Source organism: Streptomonospora sediminis, from assembly GCF_054778995.1.
In genome coordinates this window covers 1-18,318 of the sequence record NZ_BAAGYZ010000018.1, presented here as the reverse complement: position 1 = coordinate 18,318, position 18,318 = coordinate 1, and the positions used below count along the sequence as shown (strand labels likewise).

Below are 18,318 nucleotides of genomic sequence, written 5' to 3'. Positions count from 1 at the left end.
TCCTAGAGAGACCTCACCGTGAAAACGCTGGAAGAGCCTGATCCCAATGCTCAGGAGCACCGCTGGAGCAAGCGGTTGGTCCTGTGGGTCGCCGTTCTCATCCTCGCCAACATCCTGGCCGACATGGCCATGGGATCCACCAACCTGGTCATCAACCAACTGCTCGCCGCCTTCGACACCGATCAGATCGCCTGGCTGAGCCAGAGCGGGCTACTGTTCGGGGCCATCTGGTCGCCGCTGCTCGCAAAGGCCTCCGACATCTTCGGCCAGCGCCGGATGCTCATCGTCACGCTGCTGACCACCTGTGTGGGTGCGCTGATCTGCATGGCAGCACCCAACCTCGGGATTTTCCTGTTCGGGCGTTTTCTGCAGGGCACGGCCTTGGCCTCGATCTTCATCACGGTGGCCCTCATCCGCCACCTGTGCGCCTCGAAGGTGGCACTGTCCGCGATCGGGTTCGTGACGGCCGGTGCGTCGATCGGCGGGATCTTTGAGCCGCTGGTGATGCAGCCGGTCATCGACGTCTTCGGCTACCGCAGCGTGTTCGTCGCCGCGGGCGTGCTCGCCATCGTGGCCGCGATCTCGGTGCGGGGCATCATCCCCGAGCCGCCGGTCCGCACCGCCGGCCGGATCGACTGGGGCGGGGCGCTGCTGCTGGGCGGCGGTATGGGCGCCATCCTCGCCTACATCAGCCTTGCCGCGGACTACGGGTGGCTGTCGGTGGGCATGCTCGCGCTGCTGGGGGCCGGTGCCGCCGCGTTGGGCGGTTGGGCGTTCGTCGCGCTGCGGGTCACCGAGCCCATCGTCGACATCCGCGCTCTCAGCCGGCCCATCCTGCTGACACTGCTGGCCCTGGTGCTGGCCGCGGGCGCCTTCCGGGGCATGTTCCTGCTCACGGCCACCATCGCCGAGGTACCCGCCGATTGGGGACTCGGCTACGGGATGGGCGACGGAGAGGGCAAGGCGGCCCTGTTGGCCATCGCGCAGTTGGGCCTGTTCGTCGGCGGTATTGCCGCCGGGTGGCTGGCGGGGCGGTTCGGGACCATAAAGCCGTTCCTCGTCGCCATCGCTGTCGGGACAGTGGCGACCTTCGGGATGCTGCTGGGTGCGTCGGTGTTCCCGCTGGCGGTCGTCTGCGGCGCCGTGGTCGGCATCGCCGCCGGCGCGATCTCGACCTCCGGCTACAACCTGGCGACCGACCTTGCGCCGCCCGAGCGCCAGGGTACGGTCTCGGGTCTGGTGTCGGTCATGTTCGCCTTCGGCTCGGCCCTGTTCACGTTCGTCGGCGGCGAGATCCTCAAGGCCACCCGCATCCCCGACGGGCCTGTTGTCAGCGGCGCCCCGGTGAGCACGGCGACCGGCGTGTACTCCTACATCCTGCTGGCCGGCGTGGCCTTCGCACTCGCCATGGTGCCCGCGGTCATCCTGGCGCGCGGGCGGCGCGCCGCATCGGCCGGCACCGCGGCGCCGCAGCATTCGGACGCGCCCACCGTCGGTTCCTGACCGCCCGGATGTAGGCCGGGCCGCGCCGCACGGCGGGGCCCGGCCCGGGGTGAGCCGGCGGTGTCAGCGGGGCTCGGTGGCCTGCTCGATTCGGGCGGCGATGTCGGCGACGCCGTCGAGTTCACCAGCGGCCACGGCCATGATGAAGTCGTAGGCTTCGTCATTGGAGAGGGTCAGCCGCTGGCCGTTGACACCGAGAAACGCGATCGTCGCGGCCAGCGCAAAGCGCTTGTTCCGTCGACGAGCGCATGATTGCCTGCAATCGAGTGCAGCAGTGCGGCCGCCTGCTCCTCCAGGGTGGCGTAGGCGTCGGTACCGAATACCGTGGCGCGGGGCCGCGCCAACGCCGATTCCAACAAGCCGTGGTCGCGGACCTCGACGTCCTTGCCGATTGCCCGCTCAGCAATGTGAAGCAGCTCGGACAGGCCCAGGTGAATCACCGACCGAGCCGATCCAGAGCTTCGGCGTAGCGCGGAAGTTCGTCGTCCAGCACTTGGTGGAGGAGCTCGGAGCGGCTGTGGTTCTCGACATATTCGCGAACAGCCTGCCTGGCCACCACATCCTGCATCGAGCGGTCCTCAAGCTCGGCACGGCGGCGTAGCGCATCGGCCTCGGCATCGGACAAGCGCAAAGTCATCGGCATGGAACCACGGTGTCACGAGTGATACCGCTCGGATGGCGTGTGCTACCTGTGCCCCGTCCGGAGGGCCTGCCGCGAACGAACCGCCCCGCGCGCCGGAACCGGTCGGTGCCCGTGCACCGTCCGGTCGCCGCCGCCCGGGGCGGGTACGCCTGGAGCCGGGTCTACCGGCTGGGTGCCGCGGTGCCGGTGCCGGAGTGTTCGGCCAGGACCTCGGCCAGCGGGGTGCGCAGGTGGCAGTTCTCGAACAGGAAGGAACGCATCAGTTCGTCGATCTCCTCCTCGGTGGCACCGCGGAAGAGTTCGGCGAACTCGTCGACCAGCGGCTCTGACAGCAGGATGTGCCGCACGAGCTGCTGGATGTCGCGCGAGGCGCCGAAGGGGAACGGCGCGTAGTCGGGGAACTCGCGGGCGAACAGGTCGCGGACCGGCTGCATGACCTGCGTGATGCCTTCCTCGGTGCCTCCCCAGCAGTCGGCGCCCAGCCGCGCCTTCTTCGCCGCCACCGGCCCGATCCGGCGCCGCCACGGGGAGTCGGGTGCGGCGTAGGCGACCCCCTGCAGCCCGATGTCCTTGTAGAGCCAGATGGCCCAGCTGGCCCCGTAGCGGTCGTAGATCTCCAACTGGTCATTGAGGACCTGGTAGCGCATCGCGTCGCCCTCGGGGTCGCCGGTGTAGACGGGCCCGAACTCGCCCACCCACACGTGCAGGCCGCGGTCCAGCATGTAGGCGCTGCGCCGCCGGAAGGTCTCCTCGAGCACGTCGCGGTCGACGTAGGTGCCGCGGCTCGTCCCGGGGTAGGGGCCGCCGTCGATGAACCCCGGCAGGGCGTAGTCGTGGTTGGTGTAGACGACGTTCTCCCAGGGCTCCCCGAACATGTGGAAGTCCTGGGAGTACCGGTTGCCTTCGAGGAAGATGACGTGGTCGGGATCCTGGGCCCGGATCGCCTCGTACAGCCGCGCGTAGAACGGCATGATCTGCTCTTCGCTGGGGTCGGCCGGCTCGTTGATCGGGTTGTAGCCGGCCACCCACGGGTTGTTGCGGTAGCGGCGGGCGATGGCCTCCCACAGGTGCACCGCGCGGTCCTGGAAGTGCTTGTGCGTCCAGAGCAGGGCCCGGTGCGTGGGGTTGTCGGAATGCCAGTGCTGGTTCTGGTAGCCGGGCAGCGCGTGCAGGTCGATGATGGTGTAGATGCCGTGGCGGGCGCACAGGTCGATGACCCGGTCCAGGTGGTGGAACCCCGCCTCGTCGATCTCGAAGGGGCGCATGTCGTCTTCGAAGTGCCGGTAGTTGATCGGCAGCCGCAGCAGGTTGAGTCCCAGGGAGGCGATGTAGCGCGCGTCCTCCTCGGTGAAGAAGTACTCCAGGAACCGGTCGAAGAACAGCCGGTACTTCTCCTCACCCAGCACCCGCCGGACGGAGTGGCGGTGCGCCTCCTCGTTCGCCGGGTATCCGGTGATGAAGTTCTCCATGTTCATCCACCCGCCGAGGCCGAAGCCGCGCAGGACGACAGGGGTGCCGTTGCGGTCCGCGAGTTCCGGACCGCGGACGGACAGCAGTGCGTCGCCGGTCAAATCCGACTCCTTTCAACCGTGGGCCGGCGCGCCGGGAGCGGGTGCCCCGCGGCGCGCCGGCCGTTTCGAATCACCTGCCGAAGCCGGCAGCCAGGCCTCCGAGAAGCTGCCTGCGGGCGACGATGTAGAGGAGGATGATCGGCAGGGTGGACAGGAACACCGCTGCCATCAGCCCGGGCACGTTGACGCCGTACTGGCCTTGGAACTGCTGCAGGGCCAGTGGGATCGTCCGGACGTTGGAACTCTGGGTCAGCACGAGCGGGAACAGGAAGTTGTTCCACGCTTGTAGCGCGTTGTAGATGACCACGGTGACCAGGGCGGGCCGCGAAAGCGGCAGCACCAGGGTGCGCAGGGTCCGCCGGTGCCCGCCGCCGTCGAGCTTCATCGCGTCGAAAAGCTCGTTGGGGATGTCGCGGATGAAGTTCACCAGGATCAGCACCGTCAGCGGGATGCCGAAGGCCACCTGGGGCGGGATGAGGGCGTAGAGGGTGTCGTACAGACCCATCTCCACGATCAGCAGGTAGATGGGGATGATCGCCGCCTGCAGCGGGATCGCCAACCCCATCAGGAAGGTGTTGAAGACCGCGCGTATGGCCCTGCTGCGGATCCGCGCGATCACATAGGCGGCCAAGAGGCTGACGAAGACGATCAGCGCCACCGACAGCGCGACCACGAACAGGCTGTTCAGGAAGTAGAACCCGAGCCCGCTGCCGAGGACCTCGGCGTAGTTGCCGGCTATCGGTTGCAGCGGCGGCAGCCACGGGCTGCCCTCAAGGTAGTCGCCCTGCTCGCGCAGGCTGCTGATGAACATGTAGTAGACGGGGTAGAACGCCGCCGCGAACCAGACGATCCCCAGCAGCGGCACCAGCGGGAACGACCACCGCCGGCCGCGCCCGGTTTCCCGGCCGGTGGCGGCGGCCGGTCCGGCCGAACTGCCGTGTGTGCGTACCAAGGCTTACGCTCCCTCCGCCTGGCTCTCCATGCGCGAGAACCCCGAGATCCTGAGCAGGGCGAGCGAGAAGGCGAGCCCGAGTACGACCAGCAGAATCGCGATCGCGCTGCCGTAACCGATCTGGGTTTCCTGGAAAGCGGTGATGTACATGTGCATCGGCAGGATCCGGGTGGCGCCTTCGGGGCCTCCGCCGGTGAGGATGAAGACGATGTCGAAGTAGGTGATCGAACCGTTCACGATGAGGATCGAGGACGTGATGATCGTGTACTTGAGCTGCGGCAGGGTGATGGAGAAGAACTGCCGCACCTTGCCGGCGCCGTCGATGCGCGCGGCCTCGTAGAACTGCTGGGGGATCTGGCGTACGGCCGCCTGGTAGAGCAGCGTGTGCAGCGGGATGAACTGCCAGGCGATCACGATGATCACCGCGTAGATCGCGGTGCTGGAGTTGCCGAGCCAGGGCTGGGTGATCGCGTCGGCGCCCACCGCGCGCAGCAGCGAGTTCAGCGCGCCTTGGGGGCTGAGGATCGCCTGCCAGATGAGCCCTACCGCCACGGCCGAGAACAGCAGCGGCAGGAAGTAGAACACGCCAAGCAGGGCCCGATAGCGCTGGTAGCCCGCCAGAAAGACCCCCAGCAGCATGGCGGCCGGGGTCTGGATCAGCCAGGACAGGACGATCACCAGCAGTGTCAGCCGGATGGAGTCCAGGGTGACCGGGTCGGTGAACGCCCGGGCCCAGTTCTCCAGGCCGCTCCACTGCGGCGGGGTTATCCCGTCCCACTGCACGAAACTCAGGCACAGGGCCGCGATCAGCGGCGCCAGGGCGAAAACGGTGAAGAACAGCACCGCGGGCATCAGCAGCAGCGGCGCTCTCCGGTCACGTTGTGCAGACACGAGTCCCCCTGTGTCGGGGTGGGGTGTGTGGGGCCTCGCCGTTGCCGGCGAGGGCGGGCGCGCTCAGCGCTCCATGGTCCGGTTCATGTTCCGCGCGAACTGCTCGGGGGTGATGTTGCGGGAGAACACGCTTCCCAGGTTCGTCAGCAGTTCTTGGGCCGACTCGGGCGGTAATGCCTGGTCCCAGGACAGGTCGAAGTAGGAGGCGTCCTGTACCAGTCGGTAGATGAACAGCAGCCAGTCGGAACGTTCGCTCTCGGCCAGCCGGTCCTCGATGCCGGTGACGGGCGGCGCCATCCCCATGCCGATCAGCCGGTCGACCATGTAGTCGTCCATGACCGCCTCGCCGAGGAACGCCACTGCGTGGTCCCGGTTCCGCGAGGCGGTGGTCAGGGCGTAGAAGTTGGTGAGGTTTCCGGCCACCGCGTCCGGGTCGCCATCGGTGCCCTCCACCGCGGGGAAGGCGAACCAACCCAGCCGCTCCCGGGCGAACTCGGGGGCGTCGGTGACGAACCGCTGGTAGTTCCACGCGCCTTGGAGCAGCATGGCCGCCTGCCCGGAGTACACCAGCTGGGTGTCCTGGTTGATGTCGGCGTTGAGCGCCGAGAACCCGTCGGGGAAGGCTCCGGCCTCGACCAGGTCCTGGATCATGGCGACCGCCTCGCGGATCGCCGGGTGCGACCAGGCGCCGGGTTCGCCGGCGGTGATGGCCCGCAGCGGTTCCCGGCCGCCCACCCGGTTGACCAGGTATTCCAGGTACATCATGTTCGTCCACAGGTTCTGCCCGGCCAGCGAGATGGGGGTCAACCCCGCCTCGGACAGGACCCCGACGGTTTCGAGCAGGTCGCTCCAGGTGGCCGGCGGGCTGAGGCCGTGCTCGGCGAAGAGTTCCCGGTTGTAGAAGAAGACCTTGGGCGCGGTGCCCGACTTGGGGACGCTGTAGATCCGCCCGTCGAAGGTCACCGCGTCCATCACCGACGGAAAGTAGCGGTCGGTGCCCACCGATGCGGGGATGGGTGCGGCCTGTCCGGCATCGACGAAAGCCTTGAGCTGGCCGCCGCCCCAGTTGTAGAACACCTCGGGCGGGGTGCCCGAGATCATCGAGGTCCGCAGCCGGTTCTTGTAGGGGTCGTTCTGGAAGAACTGGACGGTTACGGGGGTTGCGGCGCTGCGGTCGTTGAACCGCTTGGCGATGTCGCGGAGCAACTGCTGTTCGCTGCCTGTTGATATGTCCCAGATCGTGGCTCCTGTGCTCGTCCGGGAGCTGCCGATACCGAACCCGCAGCCGGACAGCAGTAGGGAGAGCGAAGCCGCGGATCCTGCGCGGAGGAGGGTGCGGCGGGAGGGTTCCCTGGCCATGAGCGCGTCCTTCGTGCTCGTGTGTGGCGTTGTGGGCCGAACGGCCGGTGGAGGGTGTCGGGCCGATGGGGGCGGCGGGCCGGTGTGTGCGTGGCGGTGGACCGGTGCGGCCGCAGCGGTGCGGCGCCCGTTGGCATCCGGACCGCTCCGGCGACTCGGAGCGCCGCCGGCACTGTGACGTATCTAATTTGTTCCCAGGCCAAACTAATTTGGTCCAGGGTGGCGGTCAAGAGGCAGGTGTGAACCCGGTCACTGGTCGGCCGGCGCCAACCCGGGGTCGGTGCCCTGCGGCGCCGGCCCCGCCTCCGCCCGAGTCCGCCCGCGCGCACGGGGGCCACTCGGGGGTGCTCCCGGTCGGGCGGGCACCGGTCGGCAGGCGCGGGCGAAGCTCTGTGACGCTTCCCATTCCAGAACCTTATTCTGGGTTCCGGTGGAAGGTGTCGCCGCCGCTTGCCGAGAATGCGGTAAAAGCGCAGCGCACCGCAGTGGTGCCCGCGTGTGCCCTTGTCGGCGGGCACGCGTTCGCGATCCGGAGCCGTTTTCAGGGGCGGAGTAGAGTGTGCTTCGAAAGACCCGGTGAGCAGTTTTGGTGCCTCTGCGAAATTCACCCTTATTTCGACTGACCATCCCTTGTTTCGGTTTCCCAAACGAGGTTGAGAAGGATGTCCCGTGGCCGACACGAACGCCGCCATGCCACCCGCAACCATCGGCGAACGCTCCGTCCCTACACGATTCCGCGAGCTCCACGAGCGTGTGCCGCACCGCCAGGTCCTCGTATTCACCGACGACGACGGCACCGACATCGAGACCATGACGGTGCGCCGCCTGGCCGGCGAGGCCGAACGCATCCGGGCCGACCTGGTGCAGCGCGGCCTGAACCCCGGCGACCGGGTACTGCTGGTACACCTGCCCTCGCTCGACTTCGTCAGTGCCTTCCTGGGTTGCCAGGCGGCAGGCCTGGTGCCCGTTCCGGTCGCCCCGCCCAACCCCTTCCGGCCCGGCCACGACATCGGGGTCCTTGGCGCCATCGCCGCGAATTCCGGCGCCCGGCTGATCCTCAGCCACGGCCCCTACCGTCAGCTGGTCGACGCCGGCGCCCGGGCCAAACCGGCCGAGACCGGCGCACCCGCCTGGCCCGACCTGCCGTGGGCCGACAGCGACGCCCCCGGCCCCAATGCCTGCGACGGCCTCGACCTGCGGCACTGGCACGTACCCGCCGACCTGGACGCCCCCGCGTTCCTGCAGTACACGTCCGGTTCGACCGGAACCCCCAAGGGGGTGGTCGTCAGCCACCGCAACATCCACCACGAACTCGACTCCATCGCCCGCGACCTGGATTTGGGCGAGGACACCATTGCGGTGACCTGGGTCCCGCACTTCCACGACCTCGGCCTGATCAGTTTCCTGCTCAACACCCTCGTGGGGCACTCCGCCCGCACCCACGTGCTGTCCCCGCTCAGCTTCCTGCGCCGGCCCGCCGTCTGGTTCGAGGTCGCCGCCCGGGTGGGCGCCACGCACACCGCTGCGCCCGACTTCGCCTACGACCTCGCCGTGCGCAAGACCACCGCAGCCCAGCGCGCCGGGTGGGATCTGTCGGCACTGCGCGTGGCCGGCTCTTCCGGCGAACTGATCCGGCCGCGCACCGTCGAGCGGTTCCTGGACGCCTTCGCCCCCGCCGACCTCGATCCCGACGTGTTCTATCCGACCTACGGGCTGGCCGAGCACACCCTCAGCCTCACCATGGGCGGCAGCGGACCGCTGCGCGTCGACCCCGACGCCATCCGGCAGGGCCGGGCCGTTCCCGTGGGCGACGACCCCGGCCAACCCGCGGCCGTCTACTACGGCTGCGGATCCAGCACCAAGCCGGGCGCGAGCCTGCGTGTGGTCGACCCCGACACCCACCGGCCGTGCGACCCCGGCCGGGTCGGCGAGATCTGGGCCGACTCGGTGACCAAGGCCCGCGGCTACTGGGACCTGCCCGAAGAGACCCGCGAAACCTTCCAGGCGCGCGTGGCCGACGGCGACCCGCGCGGCTACCTGCGCACCGGCGACCTCGGTTTCATCCACGACGGCGAACTGTTCGTCACCGGGCGCCGCAAGGACATGATCATCATCCGCGGCCACAACCACTACCCGCAGGACATCGAGGACAGCGTCCGCGTCTGCCACCCGCTGATGCGCAGCGGCGGCGTGGCGGCCTTCGCGGTGCCCGCCGAAGAGGGCGACTCCGTCGGCGAGCGGCTCGTCGTCCTGGCCGAGACCAGCCGCGAGGCCTCCGACGAGGAACGTGCCGCGGTGGTGCGCTCGGTCCGCCGCGCGGTCGCCGACGCCCACGGCCTCGGCTGCGACGACGTGGTGGTGGGCGAGCGCGGGCTGGTCCTGAAGACCACCAGCGGCAAGATCCGCCGCAGCGCCTGCCGCGAGGCCTACCTCGGCTCCGCGTCCTCCCGCGCGGCGGCGGTGCAGCGGTGACCGCGCCGGCAGCAGCCGCCGGCCTGCGCATGTCGGCCGGTCGCGACGATCCCGCCATACACGAATTCGACACCGACTTTGCCGCGCTGCTCAGCCGCTTCGAGGTGATGGCGCAGAGCTCCCACCGCACCCGCCGCCGGTTCTTCCACGCCGACGGCACCGCGGTGCGCGGCACGGCCACGTTCGTCGCCCGCGGCGGCCCGGACCCGCACCCCTACTTCGCGCCGGGGCGCAGCGTGCCGGTGTTCGCACGCTACAGCAGCGGTGAGCAGGCCGACGAGGTCCTGCCCGGCACCCGCGGCGTATCGCTGCTGTTCCTGGATTCCGCACACCCCGACGACCCCGGCCGCTCGCCGTTCAACCTGACCCTGAACACCGGCAGCCGGCTGTTCGCGCGCGACGCCGCAATGTTCCACCGGTTCACCTTCGGCACCGACACCGACAAGGAGGAACTGGCCGGGGAGTTCCCAGGGCTGCGCGAGGCGGTGTGGGAGCAGGTCCGCGACCCCGTCTCCTACACCCGCTACCACTACCACTCGCAGGTGCCGCGCCCCTACGTCGACGGCACCGGGCGGCCGTGGCTGGCCCGCTATCGCATCGTGCCCACCGAGGACGCGCCCGACTGCGGGTGGCACGACCCCGGCGGCCTGCGCTTCCCCCTCACCCGGCCGCGCACGCCGGTGCGGGCCCTGGGCGACGACCGGCCGCCGACCCTGCTCAGCGACGAACTGCAGGCCCGGGTCCGTGAAGGCCGGGCCACCGGTCTGCTCCAGATCCAACTGCGCCCCCTCGGCGGCGACGCAGCGGCCAACAGCGCCGGACTCGACCCCTCCCTGCCGTGGCCCGCGGCCGAGCACCCCTTCCGCACCATCGCCGAACTCCGGTTCGACGCCCCGCTCGACCGCCCCGCAGCCGAAGGGCTGGTATTCGACCCGGCGAACGCGCCCGAGGGCCTGGGGATCGCGCTGGCCCGTTCACCCGCTGAGCCGGCGTCGGTCAACCACATCCGTGCCCTCGTCTACCGGATGACCCACCGCGCCCGCACCGGAGCGCCGCCGCCCCGCCCGGCACCCGCCGCGGGGGCGCGGCCGCGGCCCCGGCAAACGGTGTGCATCATCGGCGCCGGCCCCGCGGGCCTCACCGCCGCCCGCGAACTCCAGCTGCTCGGCCACCGCACCGTCGTGCTCGAAAGCGAGCCGGAGGTCGGCGGTAAATCCGCCTCCATCCGCGTGGACGGCCGCGCCTACGACCTCGGCGCCCACATCTGCACGCCGCAGTACACCGAGCTGGCGCGGCTGGCCGCCGAACTCGGTGTCGGCACCGAGGACGCCACACCCTCGCTCGTCCACGACACCGCCGGCGCAACGGCCGGCCGGCCCGACTCCGCCTTCTTCCGGCCCGGGGAGTTCTCGCGCTACGCCCGCCTGCGCGCCGAACGCTTCCCCGGCATCGGGCGGCCCGGACTGGCGCACGCGGCCCGCCCGCTCGCCGAACCCGTGGCCGACTGGCTGGGCGGCAACGGCCTGCAGGCCATGGCCGCCTCCCTCGGAGACGGCTACACCGCCTCCGGGTACGGGCACCTGCGCGGCGACCTGCCCGCGCTGTACTTCGCCAAGTACGCCGAGATGACCGGCCTGTTCTCGGAGCGGCGGCAACTGGCCGGGCACGCGGGCACCTTCACCATCCGCGACGGCTTCGCGCAACTGTGGCGGCGCGTGGCCGAGCACCTGCCGGACGTGCGGACCGGAACCCGTATCACGATGGTGGAGCGCAGCGCCGGCGGCGTGGTCGTACACACCGGCTCCGAACCGGTGCACGCCGACGCGCTGGTGGTCACCCCGGCCCTGGACCGGCTGGCCGCCGTACTCGACACCACCGCGGACGAGCGCGACATCGCCGCCCGGATCCGCACCGTGGACTACTACACCGTGGTGTGCCGGGTATCGGGGCTGTTCCGAGAAGGCTTCTACCTGGTGGGCGAGCACACCGCCGCCGGCGCGGAACCGGGCCACTGCGTCGCCTACCACCACCGCTACGCCGACAGCGACGTCTACACCTGCTACCTCTACGGTGCCGACGGCCTCGACAGCGCGAACATCGGCGCCCGGCTCGGCGCGGACGTCGCCCGGATGGGCGGGCGGGTCGAGGAGGTGCTGCTGGTGCGCCGGTGGCCGTTCATGCCGCACTTCTCCAGCGCCGACACTGCTGCGGGCGTCTTCGACCGCCTTGAGCACCTGCAGGGGCACAACCGCACCTACTACACGGGCGGCCTGCTCGGCTACGAGTTGATCGAGACGACCGTCGCCCACTCCCGCGGACTCATCCGCCGCTGCTTCGCCGATGAGCCCGGCGGCGCGGCCGCAGGCAGCGCCGCCGCAGCCCCGTCCGCCGCGGCGGAGCCGGCCGCCACCGGTGCCGCACCGCCGGCCGGTGCACCGGACGCCGCCGCGATCCAGGCCTGGCTACTGGAACGCGTCGCCGCTCAGGCGGGCGAACCCGTCGATCCGCACGTTCTCTTGGACGACTACCTGGTCGACTCCATGGCGGTCGCCGAGGTGCAGGGGGAGCTTTCGGAATGGCTCGGCTTCCGGGTGTCGCCGACGCTGCTGCTGGAGCTGCCCACCGTCGACGCGGTGGCCCGGCACCTCGCCGAGCTGCTGGGCGGCCGCGCACCGGAGCCGGAGGCTGGCTCCGGGACGGCCGCGGCCCGCACCGCTTGATCGCTTACCCGTTTAACCGGCTTGACCGCCCGATATGGCCTCTACCACCTCAGGAGCTGACATGACCGATTTCCCGGCGGCGACGGCGGTGCACCCGCGAGCCGCGACCGGAACAGCGGAACCGACCGGAACGGCAAGTACGGCCGGCACGTCCGGCACGACCGGCGCGGTGCACGTGTTCGACGCCGTGCTGGATGCGCAGTGGACCGTCAACGGCAAGCCCCAGGGCGGCTACCTGCTCGCGGTCCTCGGCCGGGCTGCGGCGGCGGCCGTGCACGGCCACCCGCATCTCATCGCGGTCAGCGCCGCCTTTGTCGAGGCCGGCGACCCCGGTGACGCTGTCGCAGAGGTCGAGGTGCTGCGGCAAGGGCGCACCTCGACCCAGCTGCGTGCCCGGCTGGTCCAGGACGGGCGGGTGAAAGTGGAGGCCGTGCTCACCCAGGGGCTGCCGGCGGACGGCGAAGCGTGGTGGACCGCGGCCGTCCCCGAGGAACTGCCCGCCGAGGCGGACTGCTTCCTCGCTCCGACGGAGGTCGCCGAACTCGGACTGCGTGCGCCCTACCTGTCGGTGATCGAGCACCGGCTCGACCCCGGCCTGCTGGGCTTCACGGTCGGGCAGCCCTCGGGACAGGGGCTGGTCCGCGGATGGCAGCGCATGGCCGACGGCTCGGATTGGGACCCGCTCAGCGTACTGGTCGCCCTGGACGTCATCCCCTCGGCCATCCTGGACCTCGGCATCCAGGGCTGGGCGCCGACCATCCAGTTCAGCGCCCGCATCCGGCGCCCTTCGGCCGCGGGACCGCTGCGGACCCGGCTGCGCGCCACCGACGTGGGCGCCGGGACCGTGGACTTGGAGGCGCACCTGTGGGACGACAAGGGCCGCCTGGTCGCCGAGGCCACCCAGATCGCGGCCGTGCGGATCCCCGAAACCCCGGCCCCCGGCAGCAGCTAACCGGACATGCCGACCGGTACCGGCTGCCTGATCCATCGGCCACACTCTCCACACCCTCATGCTGCGGCCGGTGCCGGAACCCGCGCCCGGCGGCGCGCCGTCCGCCCGGCCCCTCCCGCATCCGGCCGGATCGGCGCAGAATGGGCTTGCGAACCGAGGAGTGAGGTGACGGCTGTGAACCACGGCGGAACCAAGGGCCCGCAGCGGCGCGGTCGCGCGCTGGAGGCCGTCCTGTGGGTGGTGCAGATCCTGCTCGCGGCCTTTTTCCTGTTCCAGGGCGGCACAAAGCTGCTCGGCTCCGCAGACGCCGTGCGGCTGTTCGACGACATCGGCCTGGGCCAGTGGCTGCGTTACGTCACCGGGGTCTGCGAAGTCGCCGGCGCAGTGGGTCTGCTGATCCCGCTGCTGTCGGGCGCGGCTGCACTGGGCCTGCTGGGGGTGATGGCCGGCGCCACGATCAGCAACCTGGCCACCCCCGGATACCAGGCTTTCGCGGTGCAGACGATGGTGCTCGGCGCAGTGTTCGCCCTGGTGGCCTGGGGCCGTTGGCCGCAGCTCCGCGCGCTGGTGGCGCTGCTGCGGCGCTGATTCCGGTGCTCCGGCCGACCATCGGCCGGCCCGGGTGTTCGGCACGTGCCCGCATGCGGCGGTGCCCGGTCAGGTGCGAGAAGCATCGGGCGCTGCCACCGCGGTCCGCAAGAGCCGGGTGGCCGGTTCCGGCCGGTCCCCGCCCCGGGCCGGGCAGTGCCGCGGGCCAGGGACGGGCAAGGCGGCGCAGACCGCTCAGCAGACGGTCGGGCGGGCGGCCGGCGCCGCTGTTTCGGGGGTGTCGCAGCTGCGCAGCAGCGTGCCGCCGAGGGGAGTGGCCGTGTGGACCACGACGTTGGCCCGCCGGTGGCTGTTGACCAGGCCGGCGTCGCGCAGCGCCGAGACATGGTAACTCGCGGTTCCGGCGGATATGTTGAGGAGCTTGGCGAGTTCGCCGGTGGACCTGCCGGGCTGCGCTGCGGCCAGCACCGCCGCACGGGTCGCGCCCAGCAGCGGCGACAACCCGTCGGAGCCGGGGGCGGGCGGGCTCCCGGCATGGATGATGGGGTAGGCCAGCACCGGCGGCAGGGTCACGTCCGCCAGGGTGATGGGGTAGGTCTGGCAGAAGAACGAGGGGACGAGTGTGAGCCCCTGGCCGTCGAGGTGCAGGTCGCGGTCGACCGGGTAGGCGATCTCCAGCACGGGCCGCCGCCAGGTCATCTGCGGCGACAGTGTCTCCAGCAGCCGTTCGGGCCCGCCGGCGAGCACGGCCTGGGCGCGCTCCGCCCGGTCGGTGTCGACCCGTTCCTGGATGCGGTGCCAGTACGGCGCCAGGGCGTGCCGGTGGTATTCGCCCAGCGCATCGCCCAGTTCGCGCAGGGAGTCGGCCTTGCCGGCCGCGAGATCCCCGGCCCATGCGGGCAGGCGGCTGACCGCGGCCAGTTGGTGCATTTCGCGCCGCACCCGCGTGGTCGGCGTGGACATCACCGTTTCGACGCCTGCGCCGAGGCTGCCGGTCCGCTCCGACGGCGTAAGGAAGTCCGGCATGTAGGACGCGATCGGGGCCAGCGGGACCAGGCGCGCCAGCAGGCCGGGCCGGCACCGGTGGACGATGCGCCCCCGGACCTCGCGGCTCCATTTCTCCATCGCAAGGGTGCGGGGCCGGGTCTGCAGCATGTGCAGACTCAGCACGATCTCCCATAGCGGATCGGCCGCGGGCGTGACACGCGTACGGATCAGATCTTCGCTGGTGAAGTGGATACGGAGCAAGCCTGCGTCCCCCCGGCAACAAGCAATCGGTCTTGTGCGGTGGGACGTTTTGGGCATTGCCGGGGTTCCTCTGTGGCCACATCCTGCCGCAGGTGCGGCGGGCCACGTCCGCGGTGGTGCGGATCGCGGCAGGTCGGCACGCTCGCACCCGCCCCGCGGGCCGGCGGTACCGCCCGCCGGCAGGGTCTTTCGAAGCTGCTCGAAAGACGTTGCCGGGCGCTGGAGGGCCTTGCGAGGATCTGGCTGGTTTTGTGTGGAAAGCCAGATTGCAGTGAATTTATAGGCGCGCAGGCGATTATGTGGCCGCGCAGGTTTCGCAGCCGGGGGGCTTGGCTCATACGGGGGCCGGTCGTGCCCGGGCGCGGCCGGCGTGGCGGAGATTCACGCAGTTGGTCTCTGTTTCGCCCGAGATGTTAAGGAACCACCGGCATGCCCGACACACCGCCCGTACTGGACTCGTTTCCCGCTTCCCGGCGGTGCACGTTCCACCCCGCCGAGAAATTGGAGGACCGCCGCGAAACGCAGCCGATCAGCCGGCTCCGGTTCCCCGACGGACACCTCGGGTGGCTGGTGACCGGATACTCGGCCGCCCGCAAGATCCTCGCCGACACCCGGTTCAGCTCCAGGCCGGAGTCGATGCACATCCCGATCCCGGGACCGTTCGCGTCGGGCCGCCCGGCATACCCGGGGTTCTTCGTGGAGATGGACCCGCCGGACCACACGCGGCTGCGGCGCCTGCTCGCAGCCCAGTTCACCATGCGCCGGATCAACGAACTCGAACCCAAGATCGCCGAGATCACCGAGAACCACTTGGACGAGATGGCCCGCCAAGGCCCGCCGGCCGACCTGGTCTCGGCGTTCGCCCTGCCGATCCCGCTGCTGAACATCTGCGAACTGATCGGCGTCCCCTACGCCGACCGCAGGCTCTTCATGGAATGGCAGACCACCGCGCTCAGCCTCGACACCGAGAACAAGAAGTCGGAGGAGGCGATCGGTCAGATCCGCCAGTACATCTGCGACCTCGCGGTGCGCAAGCGGGACGAACCCGACGACGACCTGATCAGCGGACTCGCCGCCAACCCGGAGCTGAGCGACCTGGAGCTGGGCAACATCGGCACGATGCTGCTGATGGCCGGCCACGAGACCACCACGGGCATGCTGTCCTTCGGCGCCCTCGCCCTGCTGTCGCACCCCGAACAGCTGGCGAAGCTGCGCAACGACCCCTCGCTCATCGACGGCGCGGTCGAGGAGCTGATGCGGTTCCTGAGCGTGGCCCACATCGGTCCGAACCGGTCGGCGCTGGAAGACGTCGAGGTCGACGGCACGCTGATCAGCAAGGGCGAGACCGTCACCCTGTCCCTGCCGGCGATCAACCGCGACCCCGAGCAGTTCGAGGATCCCGACACGCTCGACATCACCAAGTCGGCCCGCGGGCACCTGGCCTTCGGCCATGGCATCCACCAGTGCCTGGGCAACAACCTGAGCCGCGTCGAGCAGCGCGTCGGGTTCTCCGCGCTGCTGCGCAGATTCCCCGACATCGAGCTCACCGTGCCGCTGGAACAGGTCCCCATGCGCGACGAACGGGTCTTCTACGGGGTCGATGAGCTTTGGGTGACCTGGTCGCAGGACACGGGTGCGCCGCAGCCCTGACCGGAGTACCGGCCCCGTCCGGGCCGGCCGTGTGCCTGCCGAGGCGCGCCCGAGCGCAGCCGTCCAGATGCGAGTTCCGATGTGAGGTAACCGGTGGGGTCGAATCCTGCTGAACGTGGTGAGTCCGGCGACCAGATCGCCGTCGTGGGGATCGCCTGCCGCCTGCCCGGGGCAGCCGGTCCGGACGAATTCTGGAGGCTGCTGCGCGACGGCGCCGACGCGATCGGCGACGCGCCCGTCTCCCGCAGCGCGGGCGCCGCTGTGCCCCGCGGCGGATTCCTGGACCGGGTCGACGGGTTCGACGCCGGGTTCTTCGGCATCGCACCGCGCGAGGCGGCCGAACTGGACCCCCAGCAGCGGCTGATGCTCGAACTCGGTTGGGAGGCGCTGGAGGACGCCGGAACCGTGCCCGCGGCGCAGGCCGGCGGCCGGACCGGCGTTTTTCTCGGGGTGGCCGCCGACGACTATGCCGCGCTGTCGGGCCGGCGCGGCAGCGGGGCGGCGACCCCGCACTCTCTCACCGGCCTGCACCGCAGCATGGTCGCCAACCGGGTCTCCTACCTGTTGGGGTTGCGGGGGCCGAGCCTCACCGTCGACGCGGGCCAGTCGTCGTCGCTGGTTTCGGTGCACCTGGCCTGCCAAAGCCTGCGCTCGGGCGAGTCCGACACCGCGTTCGCCGGGGGCGTCAGCCTGAACCTGGCTCCGGAGAGCACGGACCGGGTCGCGAAGTTCGGCGCGCTCTCGCCCGACTTCCGCTGCTTCACATTCGACACGCGGGCCAACGGCTACGTGCGCGGCGAGGGCGGCGGCGTGCTCGTCCTCAAACCGCTGGCCCGGGCCCTCGCCGACGGCGACCGGGTGTACTGCGTGATCAAAGGCAGCGCGGTCGGCAACGACGGCGGCGGCCGCACCCTCACCACCCCGGACCAACACGCCCAGCAGGAAGTGCTCCGGCTGGCCTGCCGGCGCGCCGGCGCCGATCCGGCGGCGGTGCAGTACGTCGAGCTGCACGGCACCGGCACCCCGGTCGGCGACCCGATCGAGGCCGCCGCGCTCGGGGCGGAGCTCGGCACCGCTGCGGGCCGGGCCCGGCCGCTGGTCGTCGGCTCCGCCAAGACCAACGTCGGCCACCTCGAAGGCGCCGCCGGGATCACCGGCTTGCTCAAAGTGGTGCTGAGCATCCGCAAGCGGGCGCTGCCGGCCAGCCTCAACTTCGAGACCCCGAACCCCGGTATTCCGCTGGACGAGCTGAATTTGCGGCTGCCGCGCTCGATCGAGGCGTGGCCGTCCCCGGAGGAACCGCTGCTGGCGGGCGTGTCGTCCTTCGGAATGGGCGGCACCAACTGCCACGTCGTGGTCGGCGAGCCGGCCGGGCAGGACGCGCGGGACGAACGGCGCGGCGAACCGCAGGCCGCGGTCGGCGGGCACGCCGAAGCAGCGGTGTCCGGTGCCGCCGGTGCCGAGTCCCCGATTGTGCCGCTGGTGGTTTCCGCACGTACGCCCGAGGCGCTGCCCGCTCAGGCCGCGCGGCTGGCCGAGCACCTGGAAACCGCCCCGGCGCGCCTGGCCGACATCGGGTTCTCCCTGGCCACCACCAGGGCCGAGTTGGAGTACCGCGGGGTCGCGCTGGCCGCCGACCGCGAATCCGCCCTTGAGCGGCTGCGTGCCCTGGCCCGCGGCGAATCCGCTCCGGGCGCGGTCGGCCCCGCCGGCCGCGCCGGTGGGCCGGGTTCGGCCGGCCGAGTGGTGTTCGTGTTCCCGGGTCAGGGTTCGCAGTGGGCGGGGATGGCCGCTGAGTTGTTGGAGTC

14 protein-coding genes are annotated in these 18,318 nt (G+C 70.7%); 7 read left to right on the top strand and 7 right to left on the bottom strand.

The annotated features are described in order from the left end of the window. The first annotated feature begins 18 nt into the window (after nucleotides 1-18). Nucleotides 19-1,503: an MFS transporter gene (locus tag ACYVD5_RS05115; protein ID WP_460999733.1), complete on the top strand. Its 1,485-nt coding sequence runs from the start codon at nucleotides 19-21 to the stop codon at nucleotides 1,501-1,503. Nucleotides 1,504-1,676: 173 nt separating this feature from the next. Here ACYVD5_RS05115 and ACYVD5_RS05110 read toward each other — a convergent pair whose 3' ends face one another. The 6 genes from ACYVD5_RS05110 to ACYVD5_RS05085 form a co-directional block, all read right to left on the bottom strand. After that, nucleotides 1,677-1,943 carry a type II toxin-antitoxin system death-on-curing family toxin gene (locus ACYVD5_RS05110; RefSeq protein ID WP_460999732.1) on the bottom strand — a complete coding sequence of 89 codons (267 nt, stop codon included), beginning with the start codon at nucleotides 1,941-1,943 and terminating at the stop codon, nucleotides 1,677-1,679. Next, on the bottom strand, nucleotides 1,940-2,146 hold the full coding sequence (locus ACYVD5_RS05105; RefSeq protein ID WP_460999731.1) for a ribbon-helix-helix domain-containing protein: 207 nt from the start codon (nucleotides 2,144-2,146) through the stop codon (nucleotides 1,940-1,942). Before ACYVD5_RS05105 ends, ACYVD5_RS05110 begins: the two co-directional genes overlap by 4 nt. Before the next feature lie 161 nt (nucleotides 2,147-2,307). Beyond that, on the bottom strand, nucleotides 2,308-3,717 hold the full coding sequence (locus tag ACYVD5_RS05100; protein ID WP_460999730.1) for a glycoside hydrolase family 5 protein: 1,410 nt from the start codon (nucleotides 3,715-3,717) through the stop codon (nucleotides 2,308-2,310). A 70-nt stretch (nucleotides 3,718-3,787) separates the two neighbouring features. Then, nucleotides 3,788-4,669 carry a carbohydrate ABC transporter permease gene (locus ACYVD5_RS05095; protein WP_460999729.1) on the bottom strand — a complete coding sequence of 294 codons (882 nt, stop codon included), beginning with the start codon at nucleotides 4,667-4,669 and terminating at the stop codon, nucleotides 3,788-3,790. A gap of 3 nt (nucleotides 4,670-4,672) precedes the next feature. Then, nucleotides 4,673-5,560 (bottom strand): carbohydrate ABC transporter permease, encoded by an 888-nt coding sequence (locus tag ACYVD5_RS05090; protein ID WP_460999728.1) that lies wholly within the window; start codon nucleotides 5,558-5,560, stop codon nucleotides 4,673-4,675. Between the two features lie 63 nt (nucleotides 5,561-5,623). Beyond that, nucleotides 5,624-6,919, bottom strand: coding sequence for an extracellular solute-binding protein (locus ACYVD5_RS05085; RefSeq protein WP_460999727.1), 1,296 nt, complete (start codon nucleotides 6,917-6,919; stop codon nucleotides 5,624-5,626). Between the two features lie 669 nt (nucleotides 6,920-7,588). Between ACYVD5_RS05085 and ACYVD5_RS05080 the strand changes: the two genes are divergently transcribed. From ACYVD5_RS05080 to ACYVD5_RS05065, 4 genes are all read left to right on the top strand, one after another. Beyond that, entirely contained in the window at nucleotides 7,589-9,391 is a 1,803-nt protein-coding gene (locus ACYVD5_RS05080) for a fatty acyl-AMP ligase (protein WP_460999726.1), read from the top strand. After that, nucleotides 9,388-12,111, top strand: coding sequence for an FAD-dependent oxidoreductase (locus tag ACYVD5_RS05075; RefSeq protein WP_460999725.1), 2,724 nt, complete (start codon nucleotides 9,388-9,390; stop codon nucleotides 12,109-12,111). The genes ACYVD5_RS05080 and ACYVD5_RS05075 overlap by 4 nt, the downstream gene beginning before the upstream one ends. 61 nt (nucleotides 12,112-12,172) lie before the next feature. Beyond that, nucleotides 12,173-13,063, top strand: a complete 891-nt coding sequence (locus tag ACYVD5_RS05070; protein WP_460999724.1) for a thioesterase family protein — start codon at nucleotides 12,173-12,175, stop codon at nucleotides 13,061-13,063. A gap of 174 nt (nucleotides 13,064-13,237) precedes the next feature. Next, complete coding sequence (locus ACYVD5_RS05065) at nucleotides 13,238-13,651, top strand: DoxX family protein (protein WP_460999723.1); 414 nt, start codon at nucleotides 13,238-13,240, stop codon at nucleotides 13,649-13,651. Between the two features lie 195 nt (nucleotides 13,652-13,846). Here the strand turns inward: ACYVD5_RS05065 and ACYVD5_RS05060 are convergent, their stop codons facing one another. Next, nucleotides 13,847-14,860, bottom strand: coding sequence for a helix-turn-helix domain-containing protein (locus ACYVD5_RS05060; protein ID WP_460999722.1), 1,014 nt, complete (start codon nucleotides 14,858-14,860; stop codon nucleotides 13,847-13,849). A gap of 429 nt (nucleotides 14,861-15,289) precedes the next feature. Between ACYVD5_RS05060 and ACYVD5_RS05055 the strand changes: the two genes are divergently transcribed. Both ACYVD5_RS05055 and ACYVD5_RS05050 read left to right on the top strand, forming a co-directional pair. Beyond that, a complete protein-coding gene (locus ACYVD5_RS05055) occupies nucleotides 15,290-16,510 on the top strand; it encodes a cytochrome P450 (protein WP_460999721.1) in 1,221 nt (406 codons plus the stop codon). A gap of 93 nt (nucleotides 16,511-16,603) precedes the next feature. Continuing rightward, nucleotides 16,604-18,318, top strand: a 1,715-nt coding sequence (locus tag ACYVD5_RS05050) for a type I polyketide synthase (protein ID WP_460999720.1), incomplete at its 3' end; no start/stop codon positions are given.

Excerpts from the sequence above, each read along its gene's own strand:
- ACYVD5_RS05105 (WP_460999731.1), bottom strand. The coding sequence starts at position 2,146 with ATGCCGATGACTTTGCGCTTGTCCGATGCCGAGGCCGATGCGCTACGC.
- ACYVD5_RS05070 (WP_460999724.1), top strand. The coding sequence starts at position 12,173 with ATGACCGATTTCCCGGCGGCGACGGCGGTGCACCCGCGAGCCGCGACC.
- ACYVD5_RS05085 (WP_460999727.1), bottom strand. The coding sequence starts at position 6,919 with ATGGCCAGGGAACCCTCCCGCCGCACCCTCCTCCGCGCAGGATCCGCG.
- ACYVD5_RS05055 (WP_460999721.1), top strand. The coding sequence starts at position 15,290 with ATGCCCGACACACCGCCCGTACTGGACTCGTTTCCCGCTTCCCGGCGG.